Origin of the sequence: Pseudomonas sp. fls2-241-R2A-110, from assembly GCF_030209165.1 — a bacterium.
GTDB lineage: Bacteria > Pseudomonadota > Gammaproteobacteria > Pseudomonadales > Pseudomonadaceae > Aquipseudomonas.
In genome coordinates this window covers 95,969-112,601 of record NZ_JARVSN010000036.1, presented here as the reverse complement: position 1 = coordinate 112,601, position 16,633 = coordinate 95,969, and the positions used below count along the sequence as shown (strand labels likewise).

The 16,633-nt window shown below is 59.2% G+C and carries 16 protein-coding genes; 6 read left to right on the top strand and 10 right to left on the bottom strand.

Going from position 1 to position 16,633, the window contains the following annotated elements:
* Nucleotides 1-29: 29 nt before the first annotated feature.
* The 3 genes from QRN31_RS27050 to QRN31_RS27040 all read left to right on the top strand — a co-directional run bounded on the left by QRN31_RS27050 (nucleotide 30) and on the right by QRN31_RS27040 (nucleotide 2,681).
* A complete protein-coding gene (locus tag QRN31_RS27050) occupies nucleotides 30-1,058 on the top strand; it encodes an alpha/beta hydrolase (RefSeq protein ID WP_285435691.1) in 1,029 nt (342 codons plus the stop codon).
* Between the two features lie 103 nt (nucleotides 1,059-1,161).
* Nucleotides 1,162-2,355: an MFS transporter gene (locus tag QRN31_RS27045; RefSeq protein WP_285435690.1), complete on the top strand. Its 1,194-nt coding sequence runs from the start codon at nucleotides 1,162-1,164 to the stop codon at nucleotides 2,353-2,355.
* Between the two features lie 125 nt (nucleotides 2,356-2,480).
* Nucleotides 2,481-2,681 carry a hypothetical protein gene (locus QRN31_RS27040; protein WP_285435688.1) on the top strand — a complete coding sequence of 67 codons (201 nt, stop codon included), beginning with the start codon at nucleotides 2,481-2,483 and terminating at the stop codon, nucleotides 2,679-2,681.
* Between the two features lie 109 nt (nucleotides 2,682-2,790).
* Here QRN31_RS27040 and QRN31_RS27035 read toward each other — a convergent pair whose 3' ends face one another.
* The 8 genes from QRN31_RS27035 to QRN31_RS27000 all read right to left on the bottom strand — a co-directional run bounded on the left by QRN31_RS27035 (nucleotide 2,791) and on the right by QRN31_RS27000 (nucleotide 10,500).
* Nucleotides 2,791-3,576 carry a transporter substrate-binding domain-containing protein gene (locus QRN31_RS27035; protein ID WP_285435687.1) on the bottom strand — a complete coding sequence of 262 codons (786 nt, stop codon included), beginning with the start codon at nucleotides 3,574-3,576 and terminating at the stop codon, nucleotides 2,791-2,793.
* A 48-nt stretch (nucleotides 3,577-3,624) separates the two neighbouring features.
* Nucleotides 3,625-4,806, bottom strand: coding sequence for a PAS domain-containing sensor histidine kinase (locus QRN31_RS27030; RefSeq protein WP_285435686.1), 1,182 nt, complete (start codon nucleotides 4,804-4,806; stop codon nucleotides 3,625-3,627).
* On the bottom strand, nucleotides 4,796-5,611 hold the full coding sequence (locus tag QRN31_RS27025; protein WP_285435684.1) for an alpha/beta fold hydrolase: 816 nt from the start codon (nucleotides 5,609-5,611) through the stop codon (nucleotides 4,796-4,798). The genes QRN31_RS27030 and QRN31_RS27025 overlap by 11 nt, the downstream gene beginning before the upstream one ends.
* A gap of 98 nt (nucleotides 5,612-5,709) precedes the next feature.
* Nucleotides 5,710-6,639 carry a copper homeostasis membrane protein CopD gene (gene copD / locus QRN31_RS27020; RefSeq protein WP_285435682.1) on the bottom strand — a complete coding sequence of 310 codons (930 nt, stop codon included), beginning with the start codon at nucleotides 6,637-6,639 and terminating at the stop codon, nucleotides 5,710-5,712.
* Nucleotides 6,640-6,642: 3 nt separating this feature from the next.
* The gene (copC, locus tag QRN31_RS27015) at nucleotides 6,643-7,014 is read right to left on the bottom strand and encodes a copper homeostasis periplasmic binding protein CopC (RefSeq protein ID WP_285435681.1); all 372 of its coding nucleotides are present in this window, start codon (nucleotides 7,012-7,014) and stop codon (nucleotides 6,643-6,645) included.
* A 54-nt stretch (nucleotides 7,015-7,068) separates the two neighbouring features.
* On the bottom strand, nucleotides 7,069-7,956 hold the full coding sequence (locus QRN31_RS27010) for a copper resistance protein B (protein WP_285435679.1): 888 nt from the start codon (nucleotides 7,954-7,956) through the stop codon (nucleotides 7,069-7,071).
* Between the two features lie 10 nt (nucleotides 7,957-7,966).
* Nucleotides 7,967-9,688 carry a copper resistance system multicopper oxidase gene (locus QRN31_RS27005; protein ID WP_285435678.1) on the bottom strand — a complete coding sequence of 574 codons (1,722 nt, stop codon included), beginning with the start codon at nucleotides 9,686-9,688 and terminating at the stop codon, nucleotides 7,967-7,969.
* 107 nt (nucleotides 9,689-9,795) lie between these two features.
* Nucleotides 9,796-10,500, bottom strand: coding sequence for a murein L,D-transpeptidase catalytic domain family protein (locus QRN31_RS27000; RefSeq protein ID WP_285435677.1), 705 nt, complete (start codon nucleotides 10,498-10,500; stop codon nucleotides 9,796-9,798).
* A gap of 82 nt (nucleotides 10,501-10,582) precedes the next feature.
* On the opposite strand from QRN31_RS27000, the gene QRN31_RS26995 reads away from it, so the two are divergent.
* Nucleotides 10,583-12,325 carry a L,D-transpeptidase family protein gene (locus QRN31_RS26995; RefSeq protein WP_285435676.1) on the top strand — a complete coding sequence of 581 codons (1,743 nt, stop codon included), beginning with the start codon at nucleotides 10,583-10,585 and terminating at the stop codon, nucleotides 12,323-12,325.
* 31 nt (nucleotides 12,326-12,356) lie between these two features.
* Here QRN31_RS26995 and QRN31_RS26990 read toward each other — a convergent pair whose 3' ends face one another.
* Complete coding sequence (locus QRN31_RS26990; protein WP_285435675.1) at nucleotides 12,357-12,824, bottom strand: hypothetical protein; 468 nt, start codon at nucleotides 12,822-12,824, stop codon at nucleotides 12,357-12,359.
* A 294-nt stretch (nucleotides 12,825-13,118) separates the two neighbouring features.
* On the opposite strand from QRN31_RS26990, the gene QRN31_RS26985 reads away from it, so the two are divergent.
* Both QRN31_RS26985 and QRN31_RS26980 read left to right on the top strand, forming a co-directional pair.
* Entirely contained in the window at nucleotides 13,119-14,690 is a 1,572-nt protein-coding gene (locus QRN31_RS26985) for a GGDEF domain-containing protein (protein WP_285435673.1), read from the top strand.
* A 140-nt stretch (nucleotides 14,691-14,830) separates the two neighbouring features.
* On the top strand, nucleotides 14,831-16,237 hold the full coding sequence (locus tag QRN31_RS26980; RefSeq protein WP_285435671.1) for a DUF1254 domain-containing protein: 1,407 nt from the start codon (nucleotides 14,831-14,833) through the stop codon (nucleotides 16,235-16,237).
* A gap of 34 nt (nucleotides 16,238-16,271) precedes the next feature.
* Here the strand turns inward: QRN31_RS26980 and QRN31_RS26975 are convergent, their stop codons facing one another.
* Nucleotides 16,272-16,583 (bottom strand): hypothetical protein, encoded by a 312-nt coding sequence (locus tag QRN31_RS26975; protein WP_285435670.1) that lies wholly within the window; start codon nucleotides 16,581-16,583, stop codon nucleotides 16,272-16,274.
* Nucleotides 16,584-16,633 lie beyond the last annotated feature (50 nt).

Sequence of the window (16,633 nt, the reverse complement as noted above, 5' to 3'; positions counted from 1 at the left end):
CAGCACCTATTCACTGATGGGAGCACCTCATGAGAAACCTCGTTTTGTTGCTCGGCCTTCTGATGGCGTCGCTCTCCGCACTGGGAGCAGACATGTCCAACGGAGCCGATAATTTTTACAAAAGCGAGAAGGTCACGATGCAAAAGGTGACCTTCAAAAATCAGTACCGGATGAGCACGGTGGGCAATCTGTTTGTCCCTAAAGATCTGAAGCCCGGTAGCAAAAGCGCGGCAATCATCGTGGGCCATCCCATGGGGGCGGTCAAAGAGCAGAGTTCGAACCTGTATGCCCAGAAACTGGCGGAGCAGGGCTTCGTGACACTTGCGATCGATCTGTCGTTCTGGGGTGAAAGTGAGGGTCAACCGCGCAACGCGGTTTCACCAGAAATCTATGCCGAAGACTTCAGTGCCGCTGTGGATTACCTGGGCACCCAAGCATTTGTTGATCGGAACCGGATAGGCGTCCTGGGCATTTGTGGTAGCGGCAGCTTCGTCATTAGCGCGGCCAAGATCGACCCTCGGATGAAGGCCGTTGCCACGGTCAGCATGTATGACATGGGCGCAGCCAACCGAAACGGCTTGAAGCACTCCGTCACTGTCGAGCAAAGGAAGCAAGCTATCGCCGCCGCTGCCGAGCAGCGATACGTTGAGTTCACCGGTGGCGAAACCCAGTACACCAGCGGAAGCGTCCATGAGCTGACTGACACATCCAACCCCATCGAGCGCGAGTTCTACGATTTCTACCGCACACCACGCGGAGAGTTCACGCCCAAAGGTCAGTCACCGTTACTGACCACTCACCCGACGCTCACCAGCAACGCCAAGTTCATGAACTTCTATCCGTTCAACGATATCGAGACGATCTCGCCGCGCCCAATGCTGTTCATTGCCGGTGAAAATGCTCACTCGCGAGAGTTCAGTGAAGAGGCCTATCGACTGGCCGGCCAACCCAAAGAGCTTGTCATCATTCCAGGTGCGGGCCACGTGGACCTCTATGACCGGGTCGATCTTATCCCGTTTGCCAAGCTGACCTCGTTCTTCCAAACACACCTTAAGTGACGCGCTGAGCCGCGGATCTTTCATCACTCTACGAACCCAAAAAACGATTCGGACGCCACGCGCTCTTGCTGGCGTTGGAGCTTTTCGTGTTGGAGAGCATCAGATGAGCAGCACCACCTTTCCTATCCAGGCCGCGAATCGACAGTTATGGGGAGCTGTCCTCGCGATGTCACTGTGCGCCTTTGCCCTGGTGACTTCGGAGTTTCTGCCGGTGAGCTTGCTCACGCCGATTGCGACGGATCTCGCGCTGACCGAGGGGCAGGCCGGACAAGCGATTTCCATTTCAGGCCTCTTCGCGGTCGTCACCAGTCTCTTCATTTCTTCGGTCATCCGTCGACTCGACCGAAGGCCCGTTTTGCTTTTCCTGACCGGCTTGATGATTGCCTCGGGCACGCTCGTCGCCTTTGCCCCGAACTACTCGACACTGATGGTGGGCCGCGCCATTTTGGGAATCGCTATTGGTGGCAGTTGGTCGATGTCGACTGCCGTCATGATGCGAATTGCACCTGAGCATTTCGTGCCCAAGGCAATCGCTTTGATCCAGGGCGGCACGGCACTCGCCACTGCAGTCGCAGCTCCCATTGGCAGTTACATGGGTGGGCTGATCGGCTGGCGAGGTGCATTTTTCTGCGTGGTTCCGCTCGCCGCGTTGGCGCTCTTTTGGCAAGCACTCACGTTGCCGAAAATGCCTGGCCAAAATGAGACTGGCTCTGTAACGGATGTGTTTCGGCTATTAGCCAACGCGAAAGTCTCGCTGGGCATGGCAGCCGTGGCATTTTTGTTTATGGGGCAATTCGCGTTGTTCACCTATCTGCGTCCGTTTCTGGAGTTGGTGACCCGCGTTGATGTGTCTGGACTCTCCCTGCTGTTGTTGATCATAGGAATGGCCGGATTGGTGGGCACTATGGTGATCGGCCCGGTGTTGCACAGAGGTCTTCATCGAGTGCTGATGATCATCCCGTTGTTGATGTCGGGGATTGCGGCGGCTCTGCTCGTATTTGGCAGCTCAATGTGGGCGACAGCCGTTCTGCTGGGCGTGTGGGGCCTGATCGCTACGTGCGCACCTGTCGGTTGGTTCACATGGTTATCGCGCACACTTCCAGACGATGCCGAAACCGGAGGTGGTCTGATGGTGGCGGTGATTCAGCTGGCGATCACACTCGGTGCGACCGTGGGCGGGTTGCTCTATGACGGCGTTGGCTACCAGGCAACGTTTATCGCAAGTGGAGTATTTCTTTTACTGGCTGCGGTGCTCGCGCTGTTTGTCTCGCGATCGGATTTGTCCTCATTGCGATGACAATACCGCAGTAGCTGAACAGATCCTGTCGACCCGTCAGATTTCATTATGTCTGACGTATTTGCGGCCTAGGATGAAGGGCGCACATTCGTATGGCCACGCGTCCAACCACAGGAAACTGAAAAATGATCCCGAACCTCGTCAAAGTCGTGATGATCGCAGGTGCTTTGCTGTTGAGCGCTTGCTCGGGCGTGAGTACCAGCACGTGTTTTTCACAAGGTTGCCAATCTTTCGACGGCCATGGTGCCAACCAGTTGAAGTTCGGCGGAAGTGCGATCGGCAACAGTTTCAGTGAGTACAGTTCGGGTTTGTTGCACGATGACTGAGGTGTGACGCGACGGCGGGGGGAAACCTGTGCCGGCTCACGTCAATGCCTGACGCCCCGTCGACCACCGCGCAGCCGGACGCAGGCTGCGGGGATCGTGCGTGTTGCGGCTATTTCGAGGCGGGCGTTGCTATCCATTGACCGAGAACTTTCTGGTAGTTGCCAGTGACCTTGGCCAGGTGCAGCCACTGATCGACGTACAACTTCCAGGTCATGTCATCTCGGGGTAGCAAGTAGGCTTTCTCGCCGTACTGCATGAATTGGCTCGGGTTCACCGCGCACAAACCGGGTTTGAGTTTTTGCTGGTAGAGCGCTTCCGACGCATCGGTAATCATCACGTCAGCCTTCTTGTCCAGCAGCTCCTGAAAGATCGTCACGTTGTCGTGAAGGCTCAGCTGTGCCTTGGGAAGAAAGGCGTGGACAAACGCTTCGTTGGTGCCGCCGGCCGGTTCAACCAGGCGAACCGCTGGTTGGTTGATTTGCTCGACTGTCTGGTACAGCGCCTGATCTTCGCAACGCACCAGCGGGATTTTGCCGTCGACGTCCAGCGTGGTGCTGAAGAAGGCTTTTTTCTGACGCTCCAGCGTGACCGAGATGCCGCCGACACCGATGTCGCACTTGCCCGCCAGCATGTCAGGCATCAGGGTTTTCCAGGTGGTCTGTACCCACTCGACCTTGACGCCCAGGCTGTCCGCCAGTGAGCGAGCCATGGCGATGTCGATCCCCGAATATTCGCCGTCTTCGGCTTTGTAGGTATAGGGTTTGTAGTCGCCCGTGGTGCAAACCCGCAGTTGGCCCTGCTGGATGACGCTGTCCAGATGCGATGGCTCTGCCTGAGCTGCAAGCGATAGCGCGAGCAGGCCGGCGAGGATGATTGTGCTTTTTATGGTTTTCATTGTTATCCGGCTTCCATGATGGATTTGATCAGGTTCTCGGTGTGGCGCTTACTGCGCTGCAGCGCCTGACGGAAAATACACGCTAAATACTGTCCCATCCTCCGGGGTCGAACTCACCGAAACATCACCGCCATGCGCCATGGCGATTTCCCGGACGATAAACAACCCGAGCCCGACACTGCGCACATCACTGTCTGTGTCGGTGCCGCGAGTCATCGGTTCAAACAGAACTGCAATCAACGACGCTGGAATGACCGGCCCGTGGTTTTGCACCGACACCACGGCCTGATTCTCTTCCAGTCGCGAGGTAATGGTAATCGGCTGCGCCAAATCGCCGTAGGCCACGCTGTTGGCAACCAGATTGCCAATGATCTGCTGCACCCGATCGGCATCCAGGTTTGCGTTGCCGGAGCCAATGGACTGGTGCAGCAACGCCGCCTCGGGAAACGTCACGCGCAGCTCATCGATGCTCTGTCTGACGAGCGTGTGCAAGTCCTGCGAAGTCGGAGAAACCCCGATTCCACGCCCGACTCGGGCCTGTGCGAAGTCCAGGAGGTCGGCGATCATGCGCTGCGCGCGCTCTGCCGATTGGCTGATGTGGCCGAGCAGTTTGGTTTCCCTGGCAGTGCGCTCGCCTTGAGCGAGGATATCCGAGGCCATTTTGATGGCGGTCAGCGGGTTTTTCAGGTCGTGGCTGACGATGGCGACCATTTGTTCGGCGAACGAAGCGCGCCGCTTGGCTTTTTCGTAGGACCGGTTCAGCAGGGTCTGCGCGTCGAGCAGGGCGGCATCGGCCGCCATCTTCTCGGACAACAGGCCTTCCGCGAGTTTGCGGGCGTTGAGCAGTTCACGTTCGTACTTGTCGCGGTCAATGGTGCCGAACAGCGCCAGTTCATTAAACGCGCCGTTGGCGTGCTCGCGCCTCACCCCGTTGAGCAACATGGTGACCGTGTGTTTGTCGTGGTGAACCAGATCGAGTTTGACCTCGGCCACGGAGCCTTGCATCTGCATCAGCGGCGCCCAGTGCGTCTGATGGAAAATGCGTCCGCCCATGGTCAGCAGGTCCTGAAAACGCCGGCCAACCAATGCTTGGGAATCGAAGCCGATCCAGTGGCAGAAGGTCTGGTTGGCGCGCAGGATCGTGCCGTCCTCTTTTGTCACCACCAGGCCGCAGGGCGCATATTCGAACAACGTCTGAGGGTCGGGCAGTGGCGGTTCGTCAGTCGACATGCGGGTCTATCCAGGGCGACAGGAAGCTGTCCATGGCCTCGGAACATGCGCAGGGTGCGCTCATATGGGGGCAATGGCCGACGTTGGCGACCAGGCAAAGTGTGCTGTTGGGAAGCACGCCATGCAGGTATTCGCCAACGGCAACGGGGGCGATGAGGTCGTCGGTGGATTGCAGGATCAGGGTTGGCGTGGTCAGGCCCGCGATGTCTTTACGGTTGTCGGACATGAACGTGACGCGCGCAAATTGCTTGGCGATCTCGGGTTCCGTGCGGCAAAAACTGTTGGTGAGTTCTTCGCCCAGCGCCGGCTGCCCGGGTGCGCCCATGATCACCGGAGCCATCGTGCTGGACCAGCCGAGGTAGTTGCTGTCGAGGGTGTCGAGCAGTGAATGGATGTCTTCGAGCTTGAACCCGCCCACGTAGTCGTCGACATCTATATAGCAAGGCGAAGGACCAATCATGACGTGGGCGGCGATAGCGCCGGGGCGCTGACGATCCACCAGGGCGCCGATCATGGCGCTGACGGAATGCCCCACCAGAATCACCGGGCCGGTGGCGAACTCATCGATGAGTTCGCCCAAGTCCTCGGCATACCCGGCCAGTGAATTGTATTTTTCTTTGTCGTAAGCACCGAGGTCCGACTGCCCCGCGCCGACCAGGTCAAACAACACGACTTTGCAACGCCCCGTGAAATGATCGACGAGGTAGCGCCACATGGTTTGATCGCAGCCAAAGCCATGGGAGAAGACCAGCGTCGCCGGACCGTCGCCCATCACGCGTACGTTGTTGCGATGTTGAAGGTCCATGTGAATTTCCCTGGTCGGGCCAAAAGTATTGTTGGCCACCGGGGGAGTTTAGATAGTCGCAGGCATCAGGTCACGCATTGCCTTGGAAAGAGGCGCCCCTACGGGTCGACCCTTTCCGGGCTCAACGTCCCCAACCAGGCGACCAACCCTACAATCAACACCGCCGCCGCCAGTTCCACGATCACGCTGCGCCGTAATGCATTCGCCGCCACCCGGTACTGGCCGTCCCGCAACGATTGCTGCAAAAGCGGCCCAAGGTGGAAGCGGTTCAACGCGGCGAGCACCAGCATCCCGGCGAACAGGGCGACTTTAATGAACAGCAACACCCCGTAAGTGCTCAGAAACACCTCATCGAGCGTCGGCCCCACAATGAACAGGTAGTTCACGACGCCTGTTACCGTGAGGAAGAGCACAACCCATGCACCGACCGTTTCAAATCTTGTTACCGTTCGAGCCAGTAACCGAATGCGTGCTTCGCTTTGCAGGGCATTGATTTTCGCCATCAACGCAAACGCCACCAAAGCCCCCAGCCACACGCCTGCCGCCAGCAAGTGCAGAATATCGATCGTGAAATGCCAGACACGGCGGTCACCTTCATCCATCGCCCCATGACCGCTCCAGGCCAGCGAGGCGAGGGCGATCGCGCCTGCCATCGACGCAACCAGCACGCTGACACCTGGCGCACGAGGGTGGAACAGCATCGCAAGGCCGACCACGACCAAGGCAACCAGACGCACGATCCAGGCGAATCCGACGTCCGTTTCCACAATCATCATCTCGATGTGCGGACGCAGCTCGGCAATGTCCGATTCACCGCTCATGGCGCTCGCCATCACCACCAGGCTGGCGACCGACAGCAGGGCGCCCAACGCTGCCGTGCCCGCCAACATCGAGCGCAACGGCAACACGGTCTCCGACCGCCGCTCCTGGCCTTTAAGGCTGTACAGCGCAAACAGCGCCAATCCGAACAACAGCATCAAATCCACATACAGACCAAACCGCAGTGCAATCCCGAGCGCTTCGTTCATCAATCACTTCACTTTGAACGTGACGTTGCCGGTGATCGGATGAGTGTCTGAAGAGACCGCGCGCCAGTCGACTTTGTAGCTCCCGGCAGGCAGTGGCGCGAGCGGGGTGATGACCATGGTTTTCGGGTCGCTGCCACCCGAGACCTTGGCCTTCATCGGCATCGGGGAATGCGCCATGCCGGGCATTTCGGTCATGACCAGTTTTGCCCCGGAGAATTGAGTCACCAGGTTTTCGGAGAAGTGCAGTTCGATGGCGCTCGGCGCTGCACCTTCTGCCGCTTCGGCCGGGTTGGAGGAGAGCAGCTTGGGGTGCGCTTGAGCGAATGCGCTCATCAGCAACCCAAGGGTAATAACGGTGGTTTTGATCATGCGCATGCAAGGCCTCTTACCGCTCGGAGCGGTTGTGTTTTTGGAGTTGGATTAATGCGTTTAAAACCACAGCCGAACGCCGAGGACCAGGCGCGCTTCGCTGCGATCCTCACCTTCGGCGTTGGCGTAGTCGGCGGTTTTGCCGTAGGTGCGATTCCAGGTCACGCCGAGATAGGGCGCGAACTCCCGGCGGATTTCATAGCGCAGCCGCAGGCCGGCTTCGGTGCTGGATAGCCCGGAACCGATACCCCGTTGCGGGTCGTTTTGGCCATAGACGTTCAGCTCGGCTGTCGGCTGCAGAATCAGCCGGTTGGTGAGCAGGATGTCGTAGTCGCCTTCCAGTCGCACGGCGGTTTGGCCACCTTCACCCATGAACGCCGTGGCCTTGGTCTCAAGGTTGTACAGCGCCATGCCTTGTACGCCGAGGGCGGCCCAGGTTTGCGGGGCGCCGGGTTTGAAGTCCTGGCGCACGCCACTCACCACGTCCCACCACGGGGAAATCGCATGACCCCAAAGGGCTTGTATTTCTGCGTCCTCGGTCTTGCCGTTGAGGCGTTCGCCTTCGGAGCGCAGCCATAGCCGATCGATGTCGCCGCCGACCCAGCCAGAGAAATCCCAGGCCAGGGCACTGCCGTTGTCCGCGTCCTGCCATTCGAGTTTGTCGGCGAGGAAGTAATAGTTGAGGGCGGTGTCATGCACGCCGTGGCCGGCCGGGCTAGTGAAAACGGCGGCGCGGTCGGCCTCGGTCAACACCGGAATTGGCGTGCGGCTTTCAGTCGGCGCGGCGGGCTGCATTTGACCGTCGTCCATGCTTTGCAGCTGGCTGTCGTCCATGCCGCTCATCTGGCTATGGTCCATGCCCTGCATGTCATCGGTGGCGGCCATCGCTGGCGAGAGCGTCAGGCTCGCGGTCGCGAGTGCGCAAAAAATCAGTGTCAGTCTGGTCATGGTGTTCACCTCATTCTTCCACGCGAACTTCACGGAACATGCCCATTTCCATGTGGTACAGGAGGTGGCAGTGGTAGGCCCAGCGGCCAAGCGCATCGGCGGTGACCCGGTAGCTACGTCGGGTGCCCGGCGGCATGTCGATGGTGTGTTTGCGCACCATGAACCGGCCATTCTCATCTTCGAGGTCGCTCCACATGCCGTGCAGGTGGATGGGGTGAGTCATCATCGTGTCGTTGACCAGCACCACCCGCACCCGCTCGCCGTACTTGAGGCGCAGCGGCTCGGCGTCGGAGAACTTCACGCCGTTGAATGACCAGGCGAACTTCTCCATGTGGCCGGTGAGGTGCAGTTCGATTGTGCGACCGGGCTCGCGGCCATCCGGATCTTCGAAGGTGCTGCGCAGGTCTGAATAGGTCAGGACGCGGCGGCCATTGTTGCGCAGGCCCAGGCCCAGGCCCGGGTCGTCGAGCTTTGGCGTGGGGCTCATGGCTTGCATGTCCACCAGCGGGTTGTCTTTTTCGGTGTCCGGGTGAGACTGCATGCCGGCCATGGCGCTGTGGTCCATGCCCGCCATATCGCCCATGCTGGCGTGGTCCATGCCGGCCATGTCCATGCCGCCCATGCCCATGTCCTCCATGGTCACCAGCGGTCGAGGGTCGAGTGCCGGAATCGGCGCGCTCGCACCGGCTTTAACCGCCAGGGTGCCTCGTGCAAAACCGCTGCGATCCATTGATTGCGCGAAGAGCGTGTAAGCCGCTTCGGTCGGTTCGACGATTACATCAAACGTCTCGGCCACCGCGATGCGAAATTCATCGACGCTCACCGGTTTGACGTGCAAGCCATCCGCTGCAACCACGGTCATTTTCAGGCCGGGAATGCGCACGTCGAAGTAGGTCATGGCGGAGCCGTTGATAAACCGCAGGCGCAGTTTCTCGCCGGGCCGGAATACCCCCGTCCAGTTCATGGCCGGCGCCTGACCGTTCATCAAGTAGGTGTAAGTTGCGCCGCTGACGTCTGCCAGGTCGGTGGGGTTCATTTTCATGTTGGCCCACATCGTTCGGTCGGCGACCGTGGACCCCCAACCTTTCTCGCTGACGTCGTGGATGAAGTCGCCCACGGTGCGTTTGTGCTCGTTGTAGTAATCGGACTGCTTTTTCAGGGTTTTCATCAGGCCGACGGCGTCTTCGTCGGTCCAGTCGGTCAGCATCACCACGTAATCGCGGTCGTACTGGAACGGCTCTGGTTCCTTGGCATCGATGACCAGCGGGCCGTAAACGCCGGACTGTTCCTGAAAGCCCGAATGGCTGTGATACCAGTAAGTGCCGTTCTGCCTGACCTTGAATTGGTAGACGTACACGCCGCCCGGTTCGATGCCGTGAAAGCTCAGGCCAGGCACGCCGTCCATGTTGGCCGGCAGCAGGATGCCGTGCCAGTGAATGGAGGTGTCGACCTTGAGTGCGTTTTTCACGCGCAATGTGACGGTGTCGCCTTCACGCCAGCGCAGCAGAGGACCTGGAAGGCCGCCGTTGATGGTCATGGCGGTGCGTGGATTGCCGGTAATGTTGACCGCGGTTTCGCCGATCGACAGATCGAACTCGGTGCCCGCCAGCACTTGAGGTTCGCCGGGGCTGGTGACCGCCCAGACAGGCGTGCGCCATAAACCGAGGCCCGCGAGCAATCCGCTCGCGGCCAGGCCTTTAACGAAAGTGCGTCTTGTGGTGCTGGAGTGCATGCCGTTTACCCGGTCCGTCAACGTGGGAAGTTGACGGGGAGGCTAACGAGCGCTGCCTTTCAGAAGTCTGAGGCGGGGATTACAGTTTTGACAGGTTCACGCTGGGTTTACTTGCGTACAGTGTTTTTGCCGGCTGATGCCATCGTGCCGCTGCCACAATTGATGTACGAAGAGGACTTCAGCCAGCGCTGATCCGGATAATAGGAAAACAGAAGCTGCCCATCTTTCATCGAATCGATCAGCCGACGAGCTACCGCCGGTCGGACCGCGGGGCAGCCGAGGCTCCTGCCGATCCGCCCGTTGATGCGGGCAAGTACCGGACTGACGTAAGGTGCGCCATGAATGACGATTGCGCGGTCAAGCGCGTTGTCGTTGAAACCGGGCTCCAGGCCTTCCATGCGCAACGAGTAGCCGTTCTGTCCGACATAGCTCTGTTGCGTACGATACAAGCCGAGACTGGTGGCAAAGCTCTCGTTTTGATTGGAGAAGTTGACGGCCATGTTTTCGCCGCTGTTGCGTCCATGGGCGACCAGTTCATGAAACAGTAACTTGCGCTTCTTTAAATCGAACACCCACAGGCGTTGTTCGGTCGAAGGCAGCGAGTAATCGATGATCGCCAGTCTTTGCACAGGGGCAGCGCCTTGAGCGATGCTGCATTGTGAAGCGCGGACGGCGAGGTTGATGACGTTGGCGTTAGCGTTCGGTGCCGCTTTGATGAGGGCGGCCGAGAGCGAATCGGCGTAGGCTGACGGTACGGACATTGCAGTCAATAGCAGGCCCGCAAGTAGATAGCCAAAACGTAGTGGCGCCATATAGATGTCTCATCATGTTAAGTTCGAGTCTAGCAGGGGCATTAAAGGCTGGACGTTGAATGCGGGAGATTAAGGATTATTCATGGTGCTTTTAACAAGGTTATTCTTCATAAGCCGCATATTTTTTATGGGCTTTCTGATCAGCGGCACGGCTGTTGCGGAAACTTCGCCGATTGAGCCTGTAGATGCGCCTATCTCCATTATCGAGGCGGCAGCGGACGATAACGTCGCTCAATCGATTCAGGCCTCGCTCGAGCCCTTGAAAAGCGCGTTTCCACCGTTGCTCACGGCGCCACGCTATCGGCGGGTGGACGTCAGTCGTCTGGTCATGGATTTTTATACGCACCGCGCTTATCGCGCCGCGTGGACCAATGACAGCGATGTCGCGCAATTGATTGCCAGCCTGAACGCGACCGAGGCCGATGGCTTGATCCCGGCGGATTTTCATGTCGATGAATTGATCCGCTCCCACACCACGATGCAGACGACCCCGGCAACGCCCGAGCAGCGCGCGGCGTTCGATGTGGCGACCACGCATACGTTTATCACTGCACTGTTGCAGCTGCGCCGGGGCAAAGTCGATCCTTCGCGGCTCGATATCCACTGGAATTTTGATTCCAACGGCGTCGACCCCCGTGACGACGTCAACGCCTTCTTCGCCGCGCTCGACCATCACGACGTGGCGAAGGCGTTTGCTCAAGCGCCGCCGCAAGAAGCGGTGTACGTCGGCTTGCGCCAGGCCCTGGCGCAATTGCGTGGTATTCGGGACCGGGGCGGTTGGCCGAAAGTGGCGGTGGACCATTCACTCAAGCCAGGCATGGACGAACCGGCTGTCGCACAGTTGCGGGCGAGGATGGTCGCAGCCGGTTTTCTCGACCCGCGATTGATCCATGGCACGAAATACGACGGCGCCGTCACCGCAGCGGTGAAAAAGTATCAAAACGAGCAATACCTGGGTGCGGACGGCATGGCCGGGGGGACAACACTGGCCGCCCTGAACGTACCCGTGCAGGCGCGAATCGATCAGGTGCGGGTGAACATGGAGCGGGCGCGCTGGCTGCTCTACAAGCTCCAGGGCACCTTCGTCATTGTCGATATCGCCGGCTATAAAGTGGCGATGTACCGCGATGGTCAACCGATCTGGCGGTCCCGGGTGCAGGTCGGTAAAACGGCTCGCAACACGCCGATCTTCCAGGCGCAGATCACCTACATCACGTTCAACCCGACCTGGACCGTGCCGCCCACGATCCTCAAGGAGGACGTGCTGCCCAAGATCCAGAGCAATCCCGGCTACCTGGCCGCCAACCGTATTCGCGTGCTGGACCGGGAAGGCAATGTGCTTGATCCCTCGACCGTCGACTGGAGCAACCCGCGCGGGCTGACTCTGCGCCAGGACGCAGGGCCGGACAGCTCGCTGGGTCAGGTGGTGATCCGTTTTCCCAACGAGTATTCGATTTACCTTCACGACACACCGCACCGCGAGCTCTTTGCCAAAACCGTGCGCGCCACCAGTTCCGGCTGCATTCGGGTAGAGAATCCGCTGCAACTGGTGGAGCTGTTGTTCAACGACCCGGTTAAATGGAATCGCGAAGGCATTCAAAAACAGTTGGCCAACGGCAAGACCGAGAACATCCGGCTTCCGGTCAAAGTGCCGGTGTTGCTGGCCTACTGGACCGTTGATCTGGGAAGTGACGGGCGAGTGGCATTCAAACCTGATGTGTATGGGTACGATGAGCCGGTATTGCGGGCACTGAACCGGCCTTCGCCGCTGCCGGTGCTGGATTTGCACTCGGCAGTGGGTTCGGTGGCGTCGGCGCGGCAGTAGTAGCGGGCGACCTTGAGGTCGCCCGCAGGTCTCAGAGCTCCAGCCCCTCTTGCACCACCGCCAGCAGGTTATGCTCGGTCAACGCCACCGCATCCGGTTGTTGCCCGGATTGCTCGATCGCCTGCAACCACCAATGCGTTTCGCCGTGTTCGCCTACGGTGCGCAGTAAAGCAAGCTCTCTGTTTTTAGCGTGAATCTCGATGCGGCCCGCACCATCTTCGGTGAAGCGTGCAACGGGATCGAAAGTGATGCGATGGTTATTGCCCTCGATCTGCAATTGATCGATCGCGTAGTCGAACGTCTCACCGTCTGAATCGCACTCGAAGACGTGAGTGGGATTGCGCCGCAGGACCAGGCCCATTTCGGTTACTGGCACCAGCCACACCTCGATCTGACGGTACAGCTCGTAGACCTGGCTTGGCCAACAGTCGATCACCTGATCAGCGCTGGGTTGCCGGGTTTGTTTCAACCTCGCGGCGAGTTCGTCTGCCTTACTCATTTCAATTCCTTGTGGGGGTCTATGAGTAATCGTAGCCGCTTCAACGTAACTCTGGTTTTGCCCTGCGTCATGTCAGCCACACATGCGTGACAAATCATGTCTTGGCAAATGCTCAGTTCCGCGACACCGCTAGTTCTCTGCGCAAAAACTCCACCAGAGCGCGCGGGCGCATTTGCACAGCGCGATGCGCCGGCTATCCAAAGGACAATTGCCCCTAAAACTTGCGTAGACTAAGCTCACAAAAAATAAGGGCTTTGGGCCGTTGCCCATGCCTTGCCCTTACAGGACGAGCTTTTGCCTATCCCCATTCAAGACCCTGATCAAGCCCCGGGCGGTGCGTTGAAACGGTTGCCGCTGCTCAAGGCGGCGGTGCTGTTTATCGTGACGGTGTGTCTCTGTCTCTGTGCGCTTCTGTATTTGCAGCTGGAGCAATCGCGCCGCCACGATCTGGAGCTGGCGCGAGTGGCGTCGTCGAACCTGACCCGGGCAATGGCGCAGCAGGCCGAAGACGCTTTCATGAAAGCCGATCTGGTGTTGACCAGCCTGGTGGACTGGATCCAGACCGATGGCTACGGCACCGCGCAACGGTCTCGCTTACAGAAAACCTTAGCCCGGCGGGTGCAGGCGCTTGGGCAGTTGCACGGGATTTTCCTGTTCGACAAGCAGGGACAGTGGATTGTCACCTCGTTCGAGGATATGCCCCGGGGCCCGGGCGTCGCAGATCGGGAATACTTCAAATTCCACCAGCAGAACGCCTCCACGATCGCCCATATTGGGCCGGCGATTCGCAGTCGGGAGAATGGCGAGTGGATCATTCCGGTCTCCAGACGAGTGAACGACAAGAACGGCAACTTCCAGGGCGTTTTGTTGGCCGGGATCAAAATGGCCTACTTCGATCAGTTCTTCAAAAGCTTCAGCATCGATGACAACGGCTCGATGTTTTTGGCGTTGACCGACGGCACGTTACTGGCGCGCCGGCCGTTTGTGGAGTCGCAGATCGGCACTTCGTTGGCCAAGGGGGACATCTTCCAGAAACACTTGCCCAACGCGCCCGCGGGCAACGCGATGATCAACTCGGTCGTGGATGGCACCGTGCGCTTGTATGGCTACCGTCAACTCGATGCTTATCCGTTGGTGGTGTCGGCGGCGTCGTCCAGGGATGCGATTCTCAAGGATTGGTATGGCACGGCGTTTCAATCCAGTGTGATCGTGGCCCTGGTGGTGATGGGCATCGGCCTGTTCGGTTGGGTGTTCGTGCGTCAGGTGCGCCTCGGCGAACGGGTCGAGGCGGATTTGCGCAAGGCCAAGGACGCGCTGAAGCTGATCGCTACTCACGATAGCCTGACGGGGCTGGCCAATCGCCGGCTGTTCGAGCAGGCATTGGACATCGAGTTCGGCCGGGGTGCCCGGCAGTCGAGCTCGTTGAGCCTGATCATGCTCGATATCGATTATTTCAAGCGTTACAACGATGCTTACGGTCACGTGGCGGGGGATCATTGCCTGGCTGAGGTGGCGCGAGCGGTCAAGAGTTGCTGCCATCGAAAAGCCGATCTGGCGGTGCGTTATGGCGGTGAGGAGTTTGCTGTATTGCTGCCCGACACCAACATTCATGGCGCGCTGGTCATTGCCGAACAGATCCGCCACAGCGTCATGGGCAAGAACATCACCCACAGTGGTTCACCAACGGGCTACCTGACGGTCAGTCTGGGCTGCTACGCGTTTGTGCCGACCGCGCTCGACGCCATCGAAGTGTTCATCGAACGTGCCGATGCGGCGTTGTATCAGGCCAAGCATTCGGGGCGAAACCGTGCGGCCGTGTTGTCGATGGAAGGCGGGGTGGAGGCGTTGATGCGCTCGGATCGTTGATAAAATTCGTGCGGTTGTTTCAGCTCTGCAACAGATTTTGCCCGTTTGTCTCCCTGTCATATCCGTCTGTTTTGATCGTCTAGAGTTGCGTTAGCTCCGCCGAATCCGCCGGAGCTTCCACAGCACGGACGATTGCCAACATGTTGATCACTCAAGCATTGACAGCTGTTGCTCTAAGCCTTGCCGCCTGCGCCGTCTTCCCATTGGCCAGCCAGGCTCAATCGAAAATCACACCTGCAGAAGCTCACGCCATTGGTGTCGATGCCTATCTGTATTTTTACCCGCTGTTGACCATGGACATCACCCGCAAGCAGTTCACCAATATCGAACCCGGCAAGGAGTTCGGTAAAGGCCCGATGAACATGTTTGTGAGTGTGCCGCAGTATCCACCCGCCAATTTCAAGGGCGTGGTGCGGTCGAACTTCGACACGCTGTATTCCATCGCGTGGCTCGACTTGACCAAGGAGCCGCTGGTGATCAGCGCACCGGACACCGCCGGGCGTTTTTACCTGTTGCCGATGCTCGACATGTGGAGCGATGTGTTCGCCTCGCCGGGTTGGCGCACGACGGGCACCGAGGCCAGTCAGTTTCTGGTGACACCGCCGGGATGGACCGGAACGGTGCCGCCCGGATTGAATCAGTTGCCGGCGCCCACGCCCTTCGTCTGGGTCATTGGTCGCACCAAGACCGACGGGGCGGCGGACTACGACGCGGTGCATAAAATCCAGGCGGGCTACACCGTGACCCCGTTGTCGAAAATGGGCAAAAAAGCCGAGCCGGTCAACGTGGTCATCGACCCGACGGTGGACATGAAAACGCCGCCGAAGATTCAGGTCGATACGATGTCGGCAGCCAATTACTTCACCTACGCCGCCGCGTTGCTCAAGGTCCATCCGCCTCACGTCACCGATCAGCCGATCCTGGCGCAAATGCAGCGCATCGGCATCGAAGCCGGCAAGCCGTTCGATATCGATGCGCTCGATCCCGACGTTAAAGCAGCGCTTCAAACGGTGCCCGAGGAAGCCCAGGCGTTGATGAAGTGGAAGGTCACAAGCCTCGCACGGGTGGTCAACGGTTGGTCGATGAACACCGACACGATGGGGGTTTATGGCAACTACTACCTCAAGCGCGCAATCGTTGCGCAAATGGGGCTGGGCGCGAACTTGCCCGAGGATGCGATTTATCCGTTGAACTTGGGCGACGACACCGGCAAGCCGCTCGAGGGGGCCAACCGGTACGTGCTGCATTTCGATAAAGGTGAAGCGCCGCCGGTCAATGCGTTCTGGTCAATCACCTTGTACGATCCTGAAGGTTTTCAGGTCGGCAATGAGCTCAACCGATTTGCGGTCAGTAGCTGGATGCCGTTCAAGGCGAACGCGGATGGATCGCTGGATATCTACTTCCAGAACGAAAACCCCGGAAAGGAACTTGAAGCCAATTGGCTTCCCGCGCCCAAAGGCCCGTTCAACCTGACCATGCGTCTCTATGGGCCAAAGCCTGAAGCGCTGAACGGCAAATGGGACCCGCCCCCCATCAAGCGCTTGTAAAGACCGCGCATAAAAAAGCAGCCCACGATGTTCATCATGGGCTGCTTTTATGCGTCCAGCTGCCAGTGCCACCTCCGGCTCCTCCGGTTCCGCCGCCGGCAGCACCCGTGCCGCCGCCCGCGCCGGACCCTGAACCGCTGGCTCCGCCAGAGGTGCCAGTGCCATTGCCTGCGCTGCTGCCGGATGCCGGTGAGCCTGGGGTGTTATCGGGCGGCACGGACGAGCCGCGAGTTGCGCCGGACTGGGTTCCCGTCGCGTCAGCGCCATTGCCGGAGACAGCATAAGCAGCCCCGGTTGGCGCGCACAGCAAACCGATCAACAGCAGCGAGGTGATTTTGATGTTCATCGGGGCACGCCTCCGAGGGTGAATCGTTACCTGATGATGGTGTGCCGGGG

What these genes read in the sequence shown, in the direction of transcription:
- QRN31_RS27010 (WP_285435679.1), bottom strand. Translation starts at nt 7,956, where the DNA reads ATGACCAGACTGACACTGATTTTTTGCGCACTCGCGACCGCGAGCCTG.
- QRN31_RS26995 (WP_285435676.1), top strand. Translation starts at nt 10,583, where the DNA reads ATGGTGCTTTTAACAAGGTTATTCTTCATAAGCCGCATATTTTTTATG.
- QRN31_RS27030 (WP_285435686.1), bottom strand. Translation starts at nt 4,806, where the DNA reads ATGTCGACTGACGAACCGCCACTGCCCGACCCTCAGACGTTGTTCGAA.
- QRN31_RS27005 (WP_285435678.1), bottom strand. Translation starts at nt 9,688, where the DNA reads ATGCACTCCAGCACCACAAGACGCACTTTCGTTAAAGGCCTGGCCGCG.
- copC (WP_285435681.1), bottom strand. Translation starts at nt 7,014, where the DNA reads ATGCGCATGATCAAAACCACCGTTATTACCCTTGGGTTGCTGATGAGC.
- QRN31_RS27050 (WP_285435691.1), top strand. Translation starts at nt 30, where the DNA reads ATGAGAAACCTCGTTTTGTTGCTCGGCCTTCTGATGGCGTCGCTCTCC.
- QRN31_RS27045 (WP_285435690.1), top strand. Translation starts at nt 1,162, where the DNA reads ATGAGCAGCACCACCTTTCCTATCCAGGCCGCGAATCGACAGTTATGG.
- QRN31_RS26980 (WP_285435671.1), top strand. Translation starts at nt 14,831, where the DNA reads ATGTTGATCACTCAAGCATTGACAGCTGTTGCTCTAAGCCTTGCCGCC.
- QRN31_RS27035 (WP_285435687.1), bottom strand. Translation starts at nt 3,576, where the DNA reads ATGAAAACCATAAAAAGCACAATCATCCTCGCCGGCCTGCTCGCGCTA.
- QRN31_RS27040 (WP_285435688.1), top strand. Translation starts at nt 2,481, where the DNA reads ATGATCCCGAACCTCGTCAAAGTCGTGATGATCGCAGGTGCTTTGCTG.
- QRN31_RS26975 (WP_285435670.1), bottom strand. Translation starts at nt 16,583, where the DNA reads ATGAACATCAAAATCACCTCGCTGCTGTTGATCGGTTTGCTGTGCGCG.
- copD (WP_285435682.1), bottom strand. Translation starts at nt 6,639, where the DNA reads ATGAACGAAGCGCTCGGGATTGCACTGCGGTTTGGTCTGTATGTGGAT.
- QRN31_RS27000 (WP_285435677.1), bottom strand. Translation starts at nt 10,500, where the DNA reads ATGGCGCCACTACGTTTTGGCTATCTACTTGCGGGCCTGCTATTGACT.
- QRN31_RS26990 (WP_285435675.1), bottom strand. Translation starts at nt 12,824, where the DNA reads ATGAGTAAGGCAGACGAACTCGCCGCGAGGTTGAAACAAACCCGGCAA.
- QRN31_RS27025 (WP_285435684.1), bottom strand. Translation starts at nt 5,611, where the DNA reads ATGGACCTTCAACATCGCAACAACGTACGCGTGATGGGCGACGGTCCG.